The 14,357-nt window shown below is 59.3% G+C and carries 13 protein-coding genes; 9 read left to right on the top strand and 4 right to left on the bottom strand.

Annotated features, from left to right (window positions below):
* Positions 1–126 precede the first annotated feature (126 nt).
* Together HWV67_RS29910 and ppsR are read right to left on the bottom strand one after the other, a co-directional pair.
* Positions 127–2,325: an AIPR family protein gene (locus HWV67_RS29910; RefSeq protein WP_175653828.1), complete on the bottom strand. Its 2,199-nt coding sequence runs from the start codon at positions 2,323–2,325 to the stop codon at positions 127–129.
* A 90-nt stretch (positions 2,326–2,415) separates the two neighbouring features.
* Positions 2,416–3,234, bottom strand: a complete 819-nt coding sequence (gene ppsR / locus HWV67_RS29905) for a posphoenolpyruvate synthetase regulatory kinase/phosphorylase PpsR (RefSeq protein WP_095155729.1) — start codon at positions 3,232–3,234, stop codon at positions 2,416–2,418.
* Between the two features lie 176 nt (positions 3,235–3,410).
* Here ppsR and ppsA point away from each other — a divergent pair, with 176 nt between their 5' ends.
* The 9 genes from ppsA (at position 3,411) to HWV67_RS29860 (ending at position 11,846) form a co-directional block, all read left to right on the top strand.
* Entirely contained in the window at positions 3,411–5,786 is a 2,376-nt protein-coding gene (gene ppsA / locus HWV67_RS29900) for a phosphoenolpyruvate synthase (RefSeq protein WP_095155695.1), read from the top strand.
* A gap of 108 nt (positions 5,787–5,894) precedes the next feature.
* Positions 5,895–6,887 carry an alpha/beta fold hydrolase gene (locus HWV67_RS29895; RefSeq protein WP_175653827.1) on the top strand — a complete coding sequence of 331 codons (993 nt, stop codon included), beginning with the start codon at positions 5,895–5,897 and terminating at the stop codon, positions 6,885–6,887.
* 52 nt (positions 6,888–6,939) lie between these two features.
* A complete protein-coding gene (locus tag HWV67_RS29890; RefSeq protein ID WP_175653826.1) occupies positions 6,940–7,239 on the top strand; it encodes a Rieske (2Fe-2S) protein in 300 nt (99 codons plus the stop codon).
* A 92-nt stretch (positions 7,240–7,331) separates the two neighbouring features.
* Positions 7,332–7,820 (top strand): ribonuclease E activity regulator RraA, encoded by a 489-nt coding sequence (gene rraA / locus HWV67_RS29885; protein WP_175653825.1) that lies wholly within the window; start codon positions 7,332–7,334, stop codon positions 7,818–7,820.
* A 28-nt stretch (positions 7,821–7,848) separates the two neighbouring features.
* Positions 7,849–8,844, top strand: a complete 996-nt coding sequence (locus HWV67_RS29880; protein ID WP_110971268.1) for a zinc transporter ZntB — start codon at positions 7,849–7,851, stop codon at positions 8,842–8,844.
* Between the two features lie 101 nt (positions 8,845–8,945).
* On the top strand, positions 8,946–9,194 hold the full coding sequence (locus HWV67_RS29875; RefSeq protein ID WP_095155700.1) for a CrfX protein: 249 nt from the start codon (positions 8,946–8,948) through the stop codon (positions 9,192–9,194).
* 2 nt (positions 9,195–9,196) lie between these two features.
* Positions 9,197–10,021 (top strand): mechanosensitive ion channel family protein, encoded by an 825-nt coding sequence (locus HWV67_RS29870; protein WP_110971270.1) that lies wholly within the window; start codon positions 9,197–9,199, stop codon positions 10,019–10,021.
* A gap of 112 nt (positions 10,022–10,133) precedes the next feature.
* Entirely contained in the window at positions 10,134–10,700 is a 567-nt protein-coding gene (sigX, locus tag HWV67_RS29865; RefSeq protein WP_095155702.1) for an RNA polymerase sigma factor SigX, read from the top strand.
* A 108-nt stretch (positions 10,701–10,808) separates the two neighbouring features.
* Entirely contained in the window at positions 10,809–11,846 is a 1,038-nt protein-coding gene (locus HWV67_RS29860; protein WP_175653823.1) for an OmpA family protein, read from the top strand.
* Positions 11,847–11,911: 65 nt separating this feature from the next.
* On the opposite strand, the gene cobA is transcribed toward HWV67_RS29860, so the two are convergent.
* Together cobA and HWV67_RS29850 are read right to left on the bottom strand one after the other, a co-directional pair.
* On the bottom strand, positions 11,912–12,655 hold the full coding sequence (gene cobA, locus HWV67_RS29855; RefSeq protein WP_175653822.1) for a uroporphyrinogen-III C-methyltransferase: 744 nt from the start codon (positions 12,653–12,655) through the stop codon (positions 11,912–11,914).
* A gap of 28 nt (positions 12,656–12,683) precedes the next feature.
* Positions 12,684–14,354: a bifunctional protein-serine/threonine kinase/phosphatase gene (locus HWV67_RS29850; protein WP_175653821.1), complete on the bottom strand. Its 1,671-nt coding sequence runs from the start codon at positions 14,352–14,354 to the stop codon at positions 12,684–12,686.
* Positions 14,355–14,357 lie beyond the last annotated feature (3 nt).

Raw genomic sequence — 14,357 nt, 5'->3', positions numbered from 1 at the left:
GTATGGAGTGTTCGATAGCTTGAGCTAGCATGCCCGTTGGCTGCTAATTCCACTAAATGCGATAGCGGTTGCCCTTCTTTTTAGGATGGTCTGAAAAAGAAGGGCACGTTTCGACGGTTTCTCTTTTTAATGGTCGCGTATCCATTTCCTGATTTTGACTCGGTGAGGCTCGTCTTCGTCCCGATAGCCACTATTTCGGAATTTTTCCAGTGTTCTGACGGCGACGATGCACTGTCGTTCAGATGGTAAGCGGGTCGATAGAGCCGCACATGCTTTCAATATCCCATCTTCTTTGTCTGATATTGCACTGTTGTGCTGCCCCCACGCTCTCAGACGTGCCCAATACTCACCACCCAATGAAATAACCTGCGATTGGGCCTCGATGCCTGAGATCATGGACGCTTCGCGTTTAAGATCCTTCTCCACAGTTTTAAGGCTCTCTAGAGAAACAGTGCACTTTTCAAGCGCAGAGCCATACTCGATACTCGTTGTTCTCAGGCCTTCCCAGCAGGCTTGTTTCTTTGCCCATTCGCTGATGTTTGTCAATCCATGGATAGGATTCATGATTATCGCTGCTGCGTATTTTGCGGCGGATAGCAATGTGTTTTGCAGTTCTTCCGAAACCACATGCGCCGCCCACACCGAGTCAAGGTCTATCGCTAACTTTTTTTCGGTTAAATCTGATGATAATTTGGAAATGGCATAGGTAACCAAGTTCGCACGGTATCCACCTGGATACCATTCTTGCTTGGGAACTATCTTTTCCATGTGCCTGAAAACTATCACTTTTGCAACTAAGCGCTTATACCACAGCTCGTTGAAAGAGCCTTCTCCTTTTAGCCACTGCGTACCAATTTCTTTGGCGAATTCCGAGAAGTTTTTCTGGGCTCCTCGACTGACCACGTGAGGAAGTGTGCGGAAGCTAAATTCTGCTTTGGCAAGGTCTGTCTTGGAGAAAAATTGATTTTTAGGATATTCAATGTCAAAGCGCTTTTTCTCTGCATCTGATCTTTTCGCCCGCTCGACTAGGTACTGACCTCGTGCGCGCTCATAGAACCATTTAGAGTCCCTAGACGCGCTCCCTATAGGGGTGAGTGTTCGTCTTGAGAACTCTTCCATGCGAACGTGGAATGGGTGATTGGAGAAAAAATCGGCCGCGCTTACTTTGTTTTGGCTATTGGCAAACTCGGATATTTTGGGGACCAGCTCTTCAGCCCTCGCTGCCGGAACAACCGTCAGCTTCATCTGGACGTAAACTTCCTTCAAGGTATCAGGGCTTATTCGCTTCGCCGCGTGAATTGAGGCGGTAGTCTGTCCTCCGTTGACAATTTGCAGGTTTTTCATGGAAATCACTTGGGTTCCGCCAAGTGCGGAGTTTTCCAACTCAACGCTATCGGCGGTCGCCGATAAGCCATTATTGTAAGAAAAGAATAAGGCGGGGTCGGTTTTTATAGTGTCACGTATATTTTGGTTTACCTTGCCGCGGGCTTGCAAGAAACTTCTGACGTTAGACTCTAATAGCCTTGCACCCCATTTTTCATAAATTTCCGCGAGCTGAATGCCTGGTATGACTAGGAGGTAGCTTTCCAGCTCTCCGCCGTTTTTAGACGCCACCAAGGCAGGCACTGAACCACCAAATGAATCACGGAAATTTATGTTCAATACCTCTCGTGCCTGCAGAGAGTTTTCATAACGGTAGAATCGCGAAAGATCCCACACGTTATAAGTTGCAGGTATCCCGCCTATTTCTCCAGCGGTGACGGCGTCTGTGCGGGAGCTGTAATTTGCATTGGTGATATAAATCAGCTTGATTTTTATTGTTGAACTCCATGCCTCCGCTATTGTGGATGCGAGTCCTGCGGCCGGGCTACCGCTAGGCAGGGATATGCGGAAGTCAGCCTTCCATGCGGATGATATGAAGTTCTTCAAATGCCCAAAAGCTTTCTTTGCATCTTGTGCATTAATAGTTCTTAGCTCATCTCCATGAAAGTCAGCGATGATTAGACTTAAAACACCATCCGAGTCCCGCGGGTCGCCGCCGCTACCATCGACTCGTAAGGTTTTGTTGCCAATTGAAACGTTAAAAGATGCACGTTCAGAGGTTTCGATTTCGCCGACAGCTTCCAAGCGCTCTGTCATCAGGTAGAAGAACGAGTCAGTTTCCTGAGCGCTTTCTCCGCTCATGTCCTGCATTACATCATTGCAGAGTTTTGAATTGAAAACTGCAAACTCATCTTTCTCCGCTGCGAGAACGCTTCTGATAAGGTCGAGACTCGACGAAGAAATTTCTGATACATCTCCCTCGCTACCTGCAATATCTTTCATTCTAATCATCCCTGCTTGTCATGCTAGCCAATAACCATGCTACTAATGTTCAACGGCTATTTCGCAGTGCTCCAGCTCTTGCAGTGCCATTCACTTAAATCGCCTTTCCACCCCTTTCTCCACCAAAATCTTCGCCGAAATCTCCTCCACCGAAAAATGCGTGGAATTGATATTCGGAATATTCTCCCGCCGGAACAGATTCTCCACTTCCCGCACCTCAAACTCGCACTGAGCGAAACTGGCGTACCGGCTATTCGGCTTCCGCTCATGCCGTATCGCAGTCAGCCGATCCGGATCAATCGTCAACCCAAACAGCTTGTGCTGATGATTCTTCAGCGCCGTTGGCAGTTGCAGCCGCTCCATATCATCTTCAGTCAGCGGATAGTTCGCCGCCCGAATACCGAATTGCATTGCCATGTACAGACAGGTCGGGGTCTTGCCGCAGCGGGACACGCCAACCAGGATCAGGTCGGCCTTGTCGTAGTAGTGGGTGCGGGCGCCGTCGTCGTTGTCGAGGGCGAAGTTGACCGCTTCGATGCGCTCCATGTAGTTGGAGTTGCCGCCGATCGAGTGGGATTTGCCCACCGAGTACGACGAATGGGCAGTCAACTCTTGCTCCAGCGGGGCCAGGAAGGTCGAGAAGATGTCGATCATGAACCCGTTCGAGGTCGCCAGGATCTCGCGAATGTCCTGGTTGACGATGGTGTCGAAGATGATCGGGCGCATGCCGTCACGCTCAGCGGCGGCGTTGATTTGCTGTACCATGACGCGCGCTTTTTCCACGCTATCGATGTAGGGTCGCGTGAATTTATTGAACGGAATGTTCTCGAACTGCGCCAGAAGACTTTGCCCGAGGGTCTCCGCAGTGATGCCGGTGCCGTCGGAAATGAAGAAAGCAGATCGTTTCATTTGCGCCATGGGCCTTAAGCTGGTGACGAATCTTGGATATGATAGGTTCGGTTTGCCGAACGAGATCGTCGGCATTCTCACTTATTTTCCAGGTCCAGGCCACAAGCGCCCGGTCGATCCCACAGGGGTACGCCGGCGTCCTGAGCTTTTCCAACACAGTTAGTGGAGAGATCACCTTGGTAGAGTACGTAGTTTCCCTCGATAAGCTCGGCGTCCATGATGTGGAGCACGTGGGGGGCAAGAACGCATCCCTCGGCGAGATGATCAGTAACCTCGCGGGCGCCGGTGTATCGGTCCCCGGCGGCTTTGCCACTACGTCTCAGGCGTACCGTGATTTCCTCGAACAGAGCGGTTTGAACGATCAGATCCACGCCGCGCTCGACGCGCTGGACGTGGATGACGTCAACGCTCTGGCCAAGACCGGTGCGCAGATTCGTCAGTGGGTCATGGACGCCGAGTTCCCGGCGCGTCTCGACGCAGAAATTCGTACCGCCTTCGCCGAAATGGCCCAGGGCAACGACAACATGGCCGTCGCCGTGCGTTCGTCCGCCACCGCCGAAGACCTGCCGGACGCTTCCTTCGCCGGCCAGCAAGAAACCTTCCTGAACATCCGCGGTGTGGACAACGTGATCCGCGCGGCCAAGGAAGTGTTCGCTTCCCTCTTTAATGACCGTGCCATTTCCTACCGCGTGCACCAGGGCTTCGACCACAAACTGGTCGCCCTGTCTGCCGGCGTGCAGCGCATGGTCCGTTCGGAAACCGGAACGGCGGGTGTGATGTTCACCCTCGACACCGAATCGGGCTTCCGTGACGTGGTCTTCATCACCGGCGCCTACGGCCTGGGTGAAACCGTGGTCCAGGGCGCGGTCAACCCGGACGAGTTCTACGTTCACAAGAACACCCTCGAAGCCGGTCGCCCGGCCATCCTGCGCCGCAACCTGGGCAGCAAGGCCATCAAGATGATCTACGGTGACGAAGCCAAGGCCGGTCGTTCGGTCAAGGTGGTCGACGTGGACCGCGCCGACCGCGCGCGTTTCTGCCTGAGCGATGCCGAAGTGGCCGAACTGGCCAAGCAGGCGATGATCATCGAGAAGCACTACCAGCGTCCGATGGACATCGAGTGGGCCAAAGACGGCGACGACGGCAAGCTGTACATCGTTCAGGCCCGTCCTGAAACCGTGAAGAGCCGCTCCAGCGCCAACGTCATGGAACGCTACCTGCTGAAGGAAAAGGGCACCGTTCTGGTTGAAGGCCGTGCCATTGGCCAGCGCATCGGCGCCGGCAAGGTTCGCGTGATTCACGACGTTTCCGAGATGGACAAGGTCCAGCCGGGCGACGTGCTGGTTTCCGACATGACCGACCCGGACTGGGAACCGGTCATGAAGCGCGCCAGCGCCATCGTCACCAACCGCGGCGGCCGTACCTGCCACGCGGCGATCATCGCCCGTGAGCTGGGCATCCCGGCCGTGGTCGGTTGTGGCAACGCCACCCAGGTGCTGAAAGACGGCCAGGGCGTCACCGTTTCCTGCGCCGAAGGCGACACCGGTTTCATCTTCGAAGGTGAATTGGGCTTCGACATCCGTCAGAACTCGGTCGACGCGATGCCTGATCTGCCGTTCAAGATCATGATGAACGTCGGTAACCCGGACCGCGCCTTCGACTTCGCCCAGTTGCCCAACGCCGGTGTCGGCCTGGCGCGTCTGGAGTTCATCATCAACCGCATGATCGGCGTGCACCCCAAGGCGCTGCTGAACTACGCGGGCCTGCCGCAAGAGCTGAAAGAGAGCGTCGACAAGCGCATCGCCGGCTACAACGACCCGGTCGAGTTCTACGTCGAGAAGCTGGTCGAGGGCATCAGCACCCTGGCCGCAGCGTTCTGGCCGAAGAAGGTCATCGTTCGCCTCTCCGACTTCAAGTCCAACGAATACGCCAACCTGATCGGCGGCAAGCTGTACGAGCCGGAAGAAGAGAACCCGATGCTGGGCTTCCGCGGCGCCTCGCGTTACATCAGCGAGTCGTTCCGTGACTGCTTCGACCTGGAATGCCGTGCGCTCAAGCGTGTTCGCGATGTCATGGGCCTGACCAACGTCGAGATCATGGTGCCGTTCGTGCGCACCCTGGGCGAAGCCAGCCAGGTCGTCGACCTGCTCGCCGAGAAAGGCCTGGGCCGTGGTGTCAACGGTCTGCGCGTGATCATGATGTGCGAACTGCCGTCCAACGCCATCCTGGCCGAGGAATTCCTCGAGTACTTCGATGGTTTCTCCATCGGTTCCAACGACCTGACCCAGCTCACCCTGGGCCTGGACCGTGACTCGGGCATCATCGCGCACCTGTTCGACGAGCGTAATCCGGCGGTCAAGAAGCTGCTGTCCAATGCCATCCAGGCCTGTAACAAGGCCGGCAAGTACATCGGCATCTGCGGTCAGGGCCCTTCGGACCACCCAGACCTGGCCAAATGGCTGATGGAACAGGGCATCGAAAGCGTCTCGCTGAACCCGGACTCGGTACTGGAAACCTGGTTCTTCCTGGCTGAAGGTCAGAACGCGAACTGATCGCGGGTACTGGAGCGGTCGTCTGCGCAAGTCCGGCAGCGACCGCTTCAACGGTTTCATCCAGGGCGGGTCCATGACGGACGCGCCCTTTTTTGTGCAAGAACCCCTATGCAAAGCAGCAGTAGTCTTTTTCCCGTGGCCTTGCTCAGGGCCGAACGTTGCGGCGACCTGAGCGAGGACGTGTACCGCCTGAAGGCCGGCAACAGCCCTGACCGGAGTGTCGAGCTGGCGTTGACCCGCCTTGGCATGGCCGATCAGAGCGATGTACGCGGCGCGCCCGTCATCCTTCTGCATGGCAGTTTTTCCAACCGGCGTTTCTGGTTTTCGCCCAAGGGCATCGGCCTGGGCGCTCATCTGGCGCGGTCGGGGTTCGATGTGTGGATCCCGGAGATGCGCGGCCATGGCCTGTCGCCACGCAATCGCGATTACCGTTACAACCGGGTCGCCGACTATGCCGCGTACGACCTGCCGGCCATTGCCGCGTTCGTTCACGAGCAAACCGGCCGGCCCGCACACTGGCTCGGCCACTCATTGGGCGGCACGACCCTGGCGGCGGCGCTCGGTGGGCGTTACTTGAATGAAGAACTGATCGCCAGCGCGGCGTTTTTCGGCACCCAGGTCAGCCGTACCTATTGGCCGCTGAAGATTCCGCCGGTGGAGTGGGGCGGCCGCGTGCTGCTCAAGCGCTTCGCCCATCTGTCGGGTTCGCGCCTCAAGCGTGGCCCGGAAGACGAGCCGATCGGCCTGGCTATCGAAAGCATGCGCTGGTTCGGTCTGTTCGGTCGTTTCGGCGACAAGGAGCGGAACTGGTGGGCCGGTCTGGCCGAAGTTCAGGTGCCGGTACTGGCGGTGGCGGGCGCGGGTGATCACCAGGACCCGGTGTGGGCGTGCCGCAAGCTGTTCGAGCAGATCGGCAGCGAGCACAAGCGTTTTCTTCGGCTGGGCCAGGAAGACGGGTTCGACAACTTCGGGCATGTGGATATGCTGGTTAGCAAACCCGCGCAGACGCAGGTCTGGCCGCTGGTGGAGCGCTGGTTGGGCGATCCGCTGGCGATGACGGGACAAGAAGCAGGCGTTTCTCCGGAGCCGGTTAGCGGCTAAGATGTGACGCTTGTCGGATTTCTGGTCACTTTATGTTTTCTGGGCGTTTTCCATGTTCGTTCCGCTCGAGCGTTTGATCAATCTCGAAGAAGGCTATCGCAGGACGTTCAGGGTCAACGGCCAGACGCTCCTGCTGTTGGTCGTGGACAATCGGCCGGTGCTGATCGAGGACCGTTGCCCGCATCAGGGGGCGCCACTCAGTGCCGCCACGCTGGAAGGCGATGTGCTGCGCTGCCCGCGTCACGGTCTGGCGTTCAGCCTGTCTTCGGGACGAGCGGTGCAGGCGGGGTGCCCGGGGTTGAACATGTTCAGGTTGGCGTATGAGGGTGACCGTGTTGGAATCGACGTGTAGCCTGGGCCTAAAGCCCTATTGCCAGGCTTCGTCTGTTTCAATGATCGTGTGAGTTCCGACATCCATTTCTTGATCAATGACAGGAGTTTCTCATGCATTACGTAACGCCCGATTTGTGCGACGCCTACCCTGAGCTGGTCCAGGTGCTGGAGCCGATGTTCAGCAACTTCGGCGGCCGCGATTCGTTCGGCGGTGAGATCGTCACCATCAAGTGCTTCGAGGACAACTCGCTGGTCAAGGAGCAGGTCGATCTCGACGGCAAGGGCAAGGTTCTGGTGGTCGACGGCGGCGGTTCGCTGCGCCGCGCGCTGCTGGGCGACATGCTTGCCGAAAAGGCCGCCAAGAATGGCTGGGAAGGCCTGGTGATCTACGGTTGCGTGCGTGACGTGGATGTCCTGGTCCAGACCGACGTGGGCGTGCAGGCGCTGGCCAGCCACCCGTTGAAGACCGACAAGCGCGGCATCGGCGACCTGAACGTCGCGGTGACCTTCGCCGGCGTCACGTTCCGCCCGGGTGAGTACATCTATGCCGACAACAACGGCGTGATCGTTTCGCCAAGCCCGCTGAAGATGCCCGAGTAAACACTTAAAACAGGTCGATGGAGTAAGGATGTTCGAGGAAGAAAACGCGCAGTGGGGGCTGGTTCATGCCCTGGTTCTCGATGGCAGGGGCGGTGCGCGTTCCATCGCTCGGACTGAACTGGATGATCTGGTCCTGCAGCCGGAGCAGAGTCTCTGGCTGCATTGGGATCGCGGTCATCCGCAAACCCAGACCTGGCTGCGCCAGGACAGCGGCCTGAACCAGTTCGCCTGCGACCTGCTGCTGGAAGAAAACACCCGGCCGCGGCTGTTGCCGCTGCCCGACGCGCAGATGCTGCTGTTTCTGCGCGGCATCAACCTCAATCCCGGCGCCGAGCCTGAAGACATGGTCTCGGTGCGTATCTTTGCCCAGGCCCAGCGGGTGATTTCCCTGCGTTTGCGGCCATTGCGGGCTACCGACGAACTGCTGCAGCAGCTTGATGAAGGGCTCGGTCCGAAGACCGCCTCCGAGTTGCTGCTGACCCTTGCCCAGTTGCTCACCGACAAGGTTCAGGCGGTGGTGTCCGACCTGTCCGAGCAGGTCGATATCGAGGAAGAAAAACTCGAGGCCGACGACCGTTATGCCCCGGAACATGGCGACCTGCAGCAGATGCGCCGCCGCGCCGCAGGCTTGCGCCGGTTCCTCGCGCCGCAGCGGGAAATCTACGCGCAACTGGCGCGCAACAAGTGGCCGTGGTTCGTCGAAGACGACGCCGACTACTGGAATGAGCTCAACAACAGCCTGACCCGCTATCTGGAAGAGCTGGAGCTGACCCGCGAGCGGGTGGCGCTGGTGCTGGAGAGCGAGGATCGGCGCTTGAGTGAGCGGATGAACCGCACCATGTACCGGTTCGGCATCATCACTTGCATCTTCCTGCCCATGAGCTTCGTCACCGGGCTGCTGGGCATCAACGTTGGTGGCATTCCCGGTTCGCAGAGTCCTTATGGCTTCCTGTTCGCCAGCTTGCTGGTGCTGGGGCTGGCGTCCGGCCAATGGTGGCTGTTCCGCCGCCTGCGCTGGGTTTGAGGGCGCTGACTTGTTGATGTCCTCCGTGATGCCTGTACGAATTGTTCATGTGACCCATGGGACGAGCGTCTCGTCTTTGACTGACATTGCGCGAGGTGCCCATGCACGATCCGTTTGAACAATCCCTGCGAGACATGCTCAACGCGTCGCCGTCCGGTCAGGACCGCGATGACGATGCGTGCCTCGGGCGTGTCCTGAAAACCGCCAACCGTCAGGTCGGCGCCGGCGATCTGTTCAGCCTGCTTGGCCGCTGGAGCCAGGCGCTGATGATCGCCATCAATAATGGCTCGGCGCACGTTGCGCCGGTCCGCCGCACCGCTTCCGTCCGTAAAGCTGATAAGGCCGATTGAATATGGAACTTGATCTCTGGACCCAGAGCCTGGTCGCCGCGATGACCGCGTTGTGGACCAAAGTCGCGAACTTCATCCCGAATCTGTTTGGCGCGCTGGTTGTCGTTCTGCTTGGCTTCGTTGTCGCCAAGCTGCTCGACACCCTGTTGTCCAAACTGCTTGCCAAAATTGGCCTCGATCGCCTGATGGGCGGCACCGGCTTGACCAAAATGTTGAGCCGGGTCGGTATCCAGGTGCCGATTTCGACCCTGATCGGCAAGATCGTCTACTGGTTCATCCTGCTGGTGTTCCTGGTCTCGGCTGCCGAGTCCCTGGGGCTTGAGCGTGTTTCCGCGACCCTGGACATGCTTGCGCTGTACCTGCCAAAAGTCTTTGGCGGAGCGCTGGTGCTGCTGGTCGGCGTGCTGCTGGCGCAGGTGGTCAACGGCCTGGTGCGCGGCGCCGCCGAAGGCATCGGCCTGGAATACGCCACGGGCGTCGGGCGCATCGCCCAGGGCCTGGTGATCGTCATCAGTATTTCCGTGGCCATCAGCCAGCTTGAAGTGAAAACCGACCTGCTCAACCACGTGATCGTCATCGGTCTGATTACCGTTGGTCTGGCCGTTGCGCTGGCAATGGGCCTGGGCAGCCGTGAAATAGCCGGGCAGATTCTTGCCGGCATCTACGTGCGCGAGCTCTATCAGGTGGGCCAGCAGGTGCAGATTGGAGACGTCGAAGGGCAGATCGAAGAGATCGGGACGGTCAAGACAGTCGTGCTGACGGATGACGGCGAGCTGGTTTCGCTGTCCAACCGCACGCTGCTGGAACAGCGGGTCAATAGCCGCTGACCGGGCAAATCCTGCTACTGTATGCCGCCGCAAAATGGCCCCCTCCGGGCTGGCGGCGACGAATACCTGACTGTCGGCCTGATTTGTTTTGAATAAAGTCCACTCGTTGCCCATGCGTTACGACCCCCGCGAGCTCACCGATGAGGAGCTTGTGGCGCGTTCGCATGAGGAACTATTTCATGTTACCCGCGCCTATGAAGAGCTCATGCGGCGCTATCAGCGAACCCTTTTTAACGTCTGTGCACGTTATCTCGGGAACGATCGCGATGCCGACGATGTCTGTCAGGAGGTGATGCTGAAGGTGCTCTACGGTTTGAAGAACTTCGAAGGTAAATCGAAGTTCAAGACCTGGCTCTACAGCATCACCTATAACGAGTGCATTACCCAGTATCGCAAGGAGCGGCGTAAGCGTCGGTTGATGGATGCCTTGAGTCTGGATCCGGTTGAAGAGGCCTCTGAAGAGAAGTCTCCGAAGCCAGAAGAGAAGGGCGGACTGGACAGATGGTTGATTCATGTGAATCCCATCGACCGTGAAATTCTGGTGCTACGTTTTGTCGCAGAGCTGGAATTTCAGGAAATTGCCGACATCATGCATATGGGCTTGAGCGCGACAAAAATGCGCTACAAGCGTGCGCTGGACAAGCTACGAGAGAAATTTTCCGGACAGGTTGAAACTTAGTCCTTAGGAAATTTCTCTAACGGTTTGGCGAGTTCTGCTAGACTTGCCGACGAGTTGTCCCCCTGAGTTGTGGGACTGCTTAACTATCACCAGATGGGGATTTAACGGATGAAATTGAAAAACACCTTGGGCTTGGCCATTGGTTCTCTGATTGCCGCAACTTCGCTCGGCGCTCTGGCACAAGGCCAAGGCGCAGTTGAAATTGAAGGCTTCGCCAAGAAAGAACAGTTTGACTCGGCGCGCGACTTCAAAAACAACGGCAACCTGTTCGGCGGCTCGATTGGTTACTTCCTGACCGACGACGTCGAACTGCGCCTGGGCTATGACGAAGTTCACAACGTCCGTAGCAACGATGGCAAGAACATCAAAGGCGCTAACACCGCCCTGGACGCTCTGTACCACTTCAACGCTCCTGGCGACCTGATCCGTCCATACGTATCGGCTGGCTTCTCCGACCAGAGCATCGGCCAGAACGGCCGCGGTGGTCGTAACGGCTCCACCTTCGCCAACCTGGGCGCTGGTGCCAAGCTGTACTTCACCGACAACTTCTACGCCCGTGCTGGCGTTGAAGCTCAGTACAACATCGACCAAGGCGACACCGAGTGGGCGCCAAGCGTTGGTATCGGCCTGAACTTCGGTGGCGGCAGCAAAGCTGCTCCAGCTCCAGCACCTGCTCCAGTTGCTGACGTCTGCTCCGACAGCGACAACGACGGCGTTTGCGACAACGTCGACAAGTGCCCTGACACCCCAGCCAACGTTACCGTTGACGCTGATGGCTGCCCGGCTGTTGCCGAAGTCGTTCGCGTTGAGCTGGACGTCAAGTTCGACTTCGACAAGTCGGTCGTCAAGCCAAACAGCTACGGCGACATCAAGAACCTGGCTGACTTCATGAAGCAGTACCCGTCGACCACCACCACTGTTGAAGGTCACACTGACTCCGTCGGTCCTGACGCTTACAACCAGAAACTGTCCGAGCGTCGCGCTAGCGCCGTCAAGCAGGTTCTGACCGGTCAGTACGGCGTTGAGTCGAGCCGCGTTCAATCGGTTGGCTACGGTGAGTCCCGTCCGGTAGCTGACAACGCCACCGAAGCTGGTCGCGCTGTCAACCGTCGCGTTGAAGCTCAAGTAGAAGCTCAAGCCAAGTAATTGGTCTGACGCACTACTGAAAAGCCCGGCTCAGGCCGGGCTTTTCTTTGCCTGCGATTTACCCCTCAGCCCGCCTCGCGCTCCAGCTCCAGACTGGCGACCGCGCCACTCACAACCTCGCCGATGACCAGGATCGCCGGGCTCTTTAGCTCGAAGGCCGCGGCATCTACCGCCATGCCCTGAAGCTGGCTGCGGCATTCCCGTTGCTGCGGTAGCGAAGCGTTTTCGATCATCGCCACCGGTGTTTCCTTGCTCATACCACCCGCCAACAGCCCTTGCTGGATATCGATCAGCCGGGCGACGCCCATGTACACCACCAGAGTCATGCCGCTTTGCGCCAGTGCCTGCCAGTTCAGGCTGCTGTCGTCCTGAGTGTGGGCGGTGACCAGCGTGACGCCGCGACTGACCCCGCGCAGGGTCAGCGGAATACCGCAGCGGGTTGCGCCAGCCAGGCCGGCGGTAATGCCATTCACCAGTTCCACCTCGACACCGCGGGTCTGCAGCCATGCGGCTTCTTCGCCGCCACGGCCGAAGACGCAGGGATCGCCACCCTTGAGCCTGACCACGCAGCGCCCCTGGCGGGCGTGACGCAGCATCAGGCGCTGGATGAACGCTTGCGGCGTGGAACGGCAGCCGCCGCGCTTGCCGACCCGGATCACCCGGGCCTGCGGGCAGTGTTCGAGGATTGCCGGGTTGACCAGATCATCGAGCATGACCACCTCTGCCTCGCGCAGCGCACGCACGGCCTTGAGGGTCAGCAACTCCGGGTCGCCGGGGCCGGCACCCACCAGCCAGATTTTTGCGTTCATGAGCGGTTCCTCGTCAGGTCAGGAGCTGTCAGGCCTTTAGCAGGCTGATCAGCAGAATCAGGTTGAGCAGCAACGACAGCAGCGCCAGGCCGCGCCAGACTTTCAGCGGCTCGCGCTCCAGCAACGGACGTGGGCGCAGGGCCTGGGGTTGGTGTTCGCCTTGTTCGAGCAGCAATAGCCATTGCTCGGCGGTTTCGAAGCGGTGGCGGGGGTCGCTGTTCACCGCCTGCGCCAGGCTGCGTTCCAGCCAGTCCGGCAGATCGGGGCGCAGCCGCCCGGCGCTGGCCGGTGTGCCGAAGCGCGGGTGCTGGAACGCTTCGATCTCGCCGTAGGGATAGTGGCCGGTGAGCAGGTAAAACAGGGTCACGCCTACCGCATAAAGATCCTGCTGCACGGTGGGGCCGTGTCCCTGAAACGCTTCCGGGGCGATGAAAGAAGGGGTTCCCGGCAGGTCGTGGGCGCCGTCTTCGGAGAGCCCCGGGCAGTATGCGAGACCGAAATCCAGCAGGCGCACCTGGCCGTCATTACCCAGGTGCAGGTTCTCCGGCTTGATGTCGCGGTGAAGAATATTGCGCCGGTGCAGCATGCCCACCGCACGCAGGGTTTGCCGGGCGATGTCCAGCCACTGCGGCAGGGCCAGTAACCCCTGTTGTTCGACGTGCTGCGCCAGAGTCTGGCCGGGGTATTCGCGCATCAGGTAATACAGGTGCTGACGCTGGCTACCGGGGTGCACCTCGGGAAAGCTGCGCCCGGCGACCCGGCGTAGAAACCACTCCTCCATCAGCAAGCCTTGCTGGGCCGCGAGATCCTGGTCGCGGTTGGCGGGCAGGGTCTTGAGCAGCCAGGGTTGCTGCTGGCGGTCGCGAACCCGGTACAGCAGCGACTGCCGGCTCTGGCCGAGCACACTTTCAACCTGCCAGCCTTCGAATGTCTGGCCGGGGCGTAAAGCGGGCGGCAGCGGCCACTGCTGCAACTGCGCCAGTGTGTCGCCGAGGCTGTTTGCGCCGAGTTGTTCGACCCGCACCAGCACAGCGCTGGCGTTGTCCTGGCTGCCGGCCAGGTGGGCCATGCGCACCAGCGTGTTGCAGGCTTCTTCCAGATCAGCGGCTTCGCGCAGCACTGCGCCGATCTGCTGTTCGTTGAGCGTGCTCCAGACCCCGTCGCTCAGCATCACGAAACTTTCGTGGCAGCGCAGTTCGCCTTCCAGGTAGTCCACCAGCAAGTGCTCATCCAGTCCCAGCGCGCGCTTGAGCACGTGCTGCATGCCTGGCTGGTCCCAGACATGGTCCTGGCTGATGCGCTGCAAGTGGTCGGCGTGCCAGCGGTAGACCCGGCAGTCGCCGACATGGGCGAGGGTGAAACGCTGGCCGCGCAGCACCAGCGCACTCAGGGTGGTCAGCAGCGGCTGGCCGCCACCGTTGGCGCGCAGCCAGCGGTTCTGCGCCAGCAGCAGGCGGTCCAGTGCTTGTGCCACGCCCCAGGTGGGCGGCGTGGCGTAGTAGTCCAGCGCCAGCGATTGCAGGCTGGCGCGGGCCGCCAGCCCGCCGTCGGCGCACTGGCTGACACCGTCGGCGAGGGCGAACAGGTAGCCCTTGCTGGCGGCCAGCTCTGCCTCGGGGGTGACCAGCCGCGTGGCGTCCTGGTTTTCCTCCCGCGGACCGCTGGCGCTGGCCTGGGCGATGCTCAGTTGCAGGGCCATGGC

Origin of the sequence: Pseudomonas sp. Marseille-P9899 (assembly GCF_903166565.1) — a bacterium.
Lineage (GTDB): Bacteria > Pseudomonadota > Gammaproteobacteria > Pseudomonadales > Pseudomonadaceae > Aquipseudomonas > Aquipseudomonas huaxiensis.
Note: the sequence above shows the minus strand (reverse complement) of the source record. Positions and strands in the feature narration are given on the sequence as shown.

Excerpts from the sequence above, each read along its gene's own strand:
- HWV67_RS29870 (WP_110971270.1), top strand. The coding sequence starts at position 9,197 with ATGGAACTTGATCTCTGGACCCAGAGCCTGGTCGCCGCGATGACCGCG.
- HWV67_RS29895 (WP_175653827.1), top strand. The coding sequence starts at position 5,895 with ATGCAAAGCAGCAGTAGTCTTTTTCCCGTGGCCTTGCTCAGGGCCGAA.
- ppsR (WP_095155729.1), bottom strand. The coding sequence starts at position 3,234 with ATGAAACGATCTGCTTTCTTCATTTCCGACGGCACCGGCATCACTGCG.
- HWV67_RS29875 (WP_095155700.1), top strand. The coding sequence starts at position 8,946 with ATGCACGATCCGTTTGAACAATCCCTGCGAGACATGCTCAACGCGTCG.
- rraA (WP_175653825.1), top strand. The coding sequence starts at position 7,332 with ATGCATTACGTAACGCCCGATTTGTGCGACGCCTACCCTGAGCTGGTC.
- HWV67_RS29890 (WP_175653826.1), top strand. The coding sequence starts at position 6,940 with ATGTTCGTTCCGCTCGAGCGTTTGATCAATCTCGAAGAAGGCTATCGC.
- HWV67_RS29850 (WP_175653821.1), bottom strand. The coding sequence starts at position 14,354 with ATGGCCCTGCAACTGAGCATCGCCCAGGCCAGCGCCAGCGGTCCGCGG.
- cobA (WP_175653822.1), bottom strand. The coding sequence starts at position 12,655 with ATGAACGCAAAAATCTGGCTGGTGGGTGCCGGCCCCGGCGACCCGGAG.
- HWV67_RS29880 (WP_110971268.1), top strand. The coding sequence starts at position 7,849 with ATGTTCGAGGAAGAAAACGCGCAGTGGGGGCTGGTTCATGCCCTGGTT.
- HWV67_RS29910 (WP_175653828.1), bottom strand. The coding sequence starts at position 2,325 with ATGAAAGATATTGCAGGTAGCGAGGGAGATGTATCAGAAATTTCTTCG.
- sigX (WP_095155702.1), top strand. The coding sequence starts at position 10,134 with ATGCGTTACGACCCCCGCGAGCTCACCGATGAGGAGCTTGTGGCGCGT.
- HWV67_RS29860 (WP_175653823.1), top strand. The coding sequence starts at position 10,809 with ATGAAATTGAAAAACACCTTGGGCTTGGCCATTGGTTCTCTGATTGCC.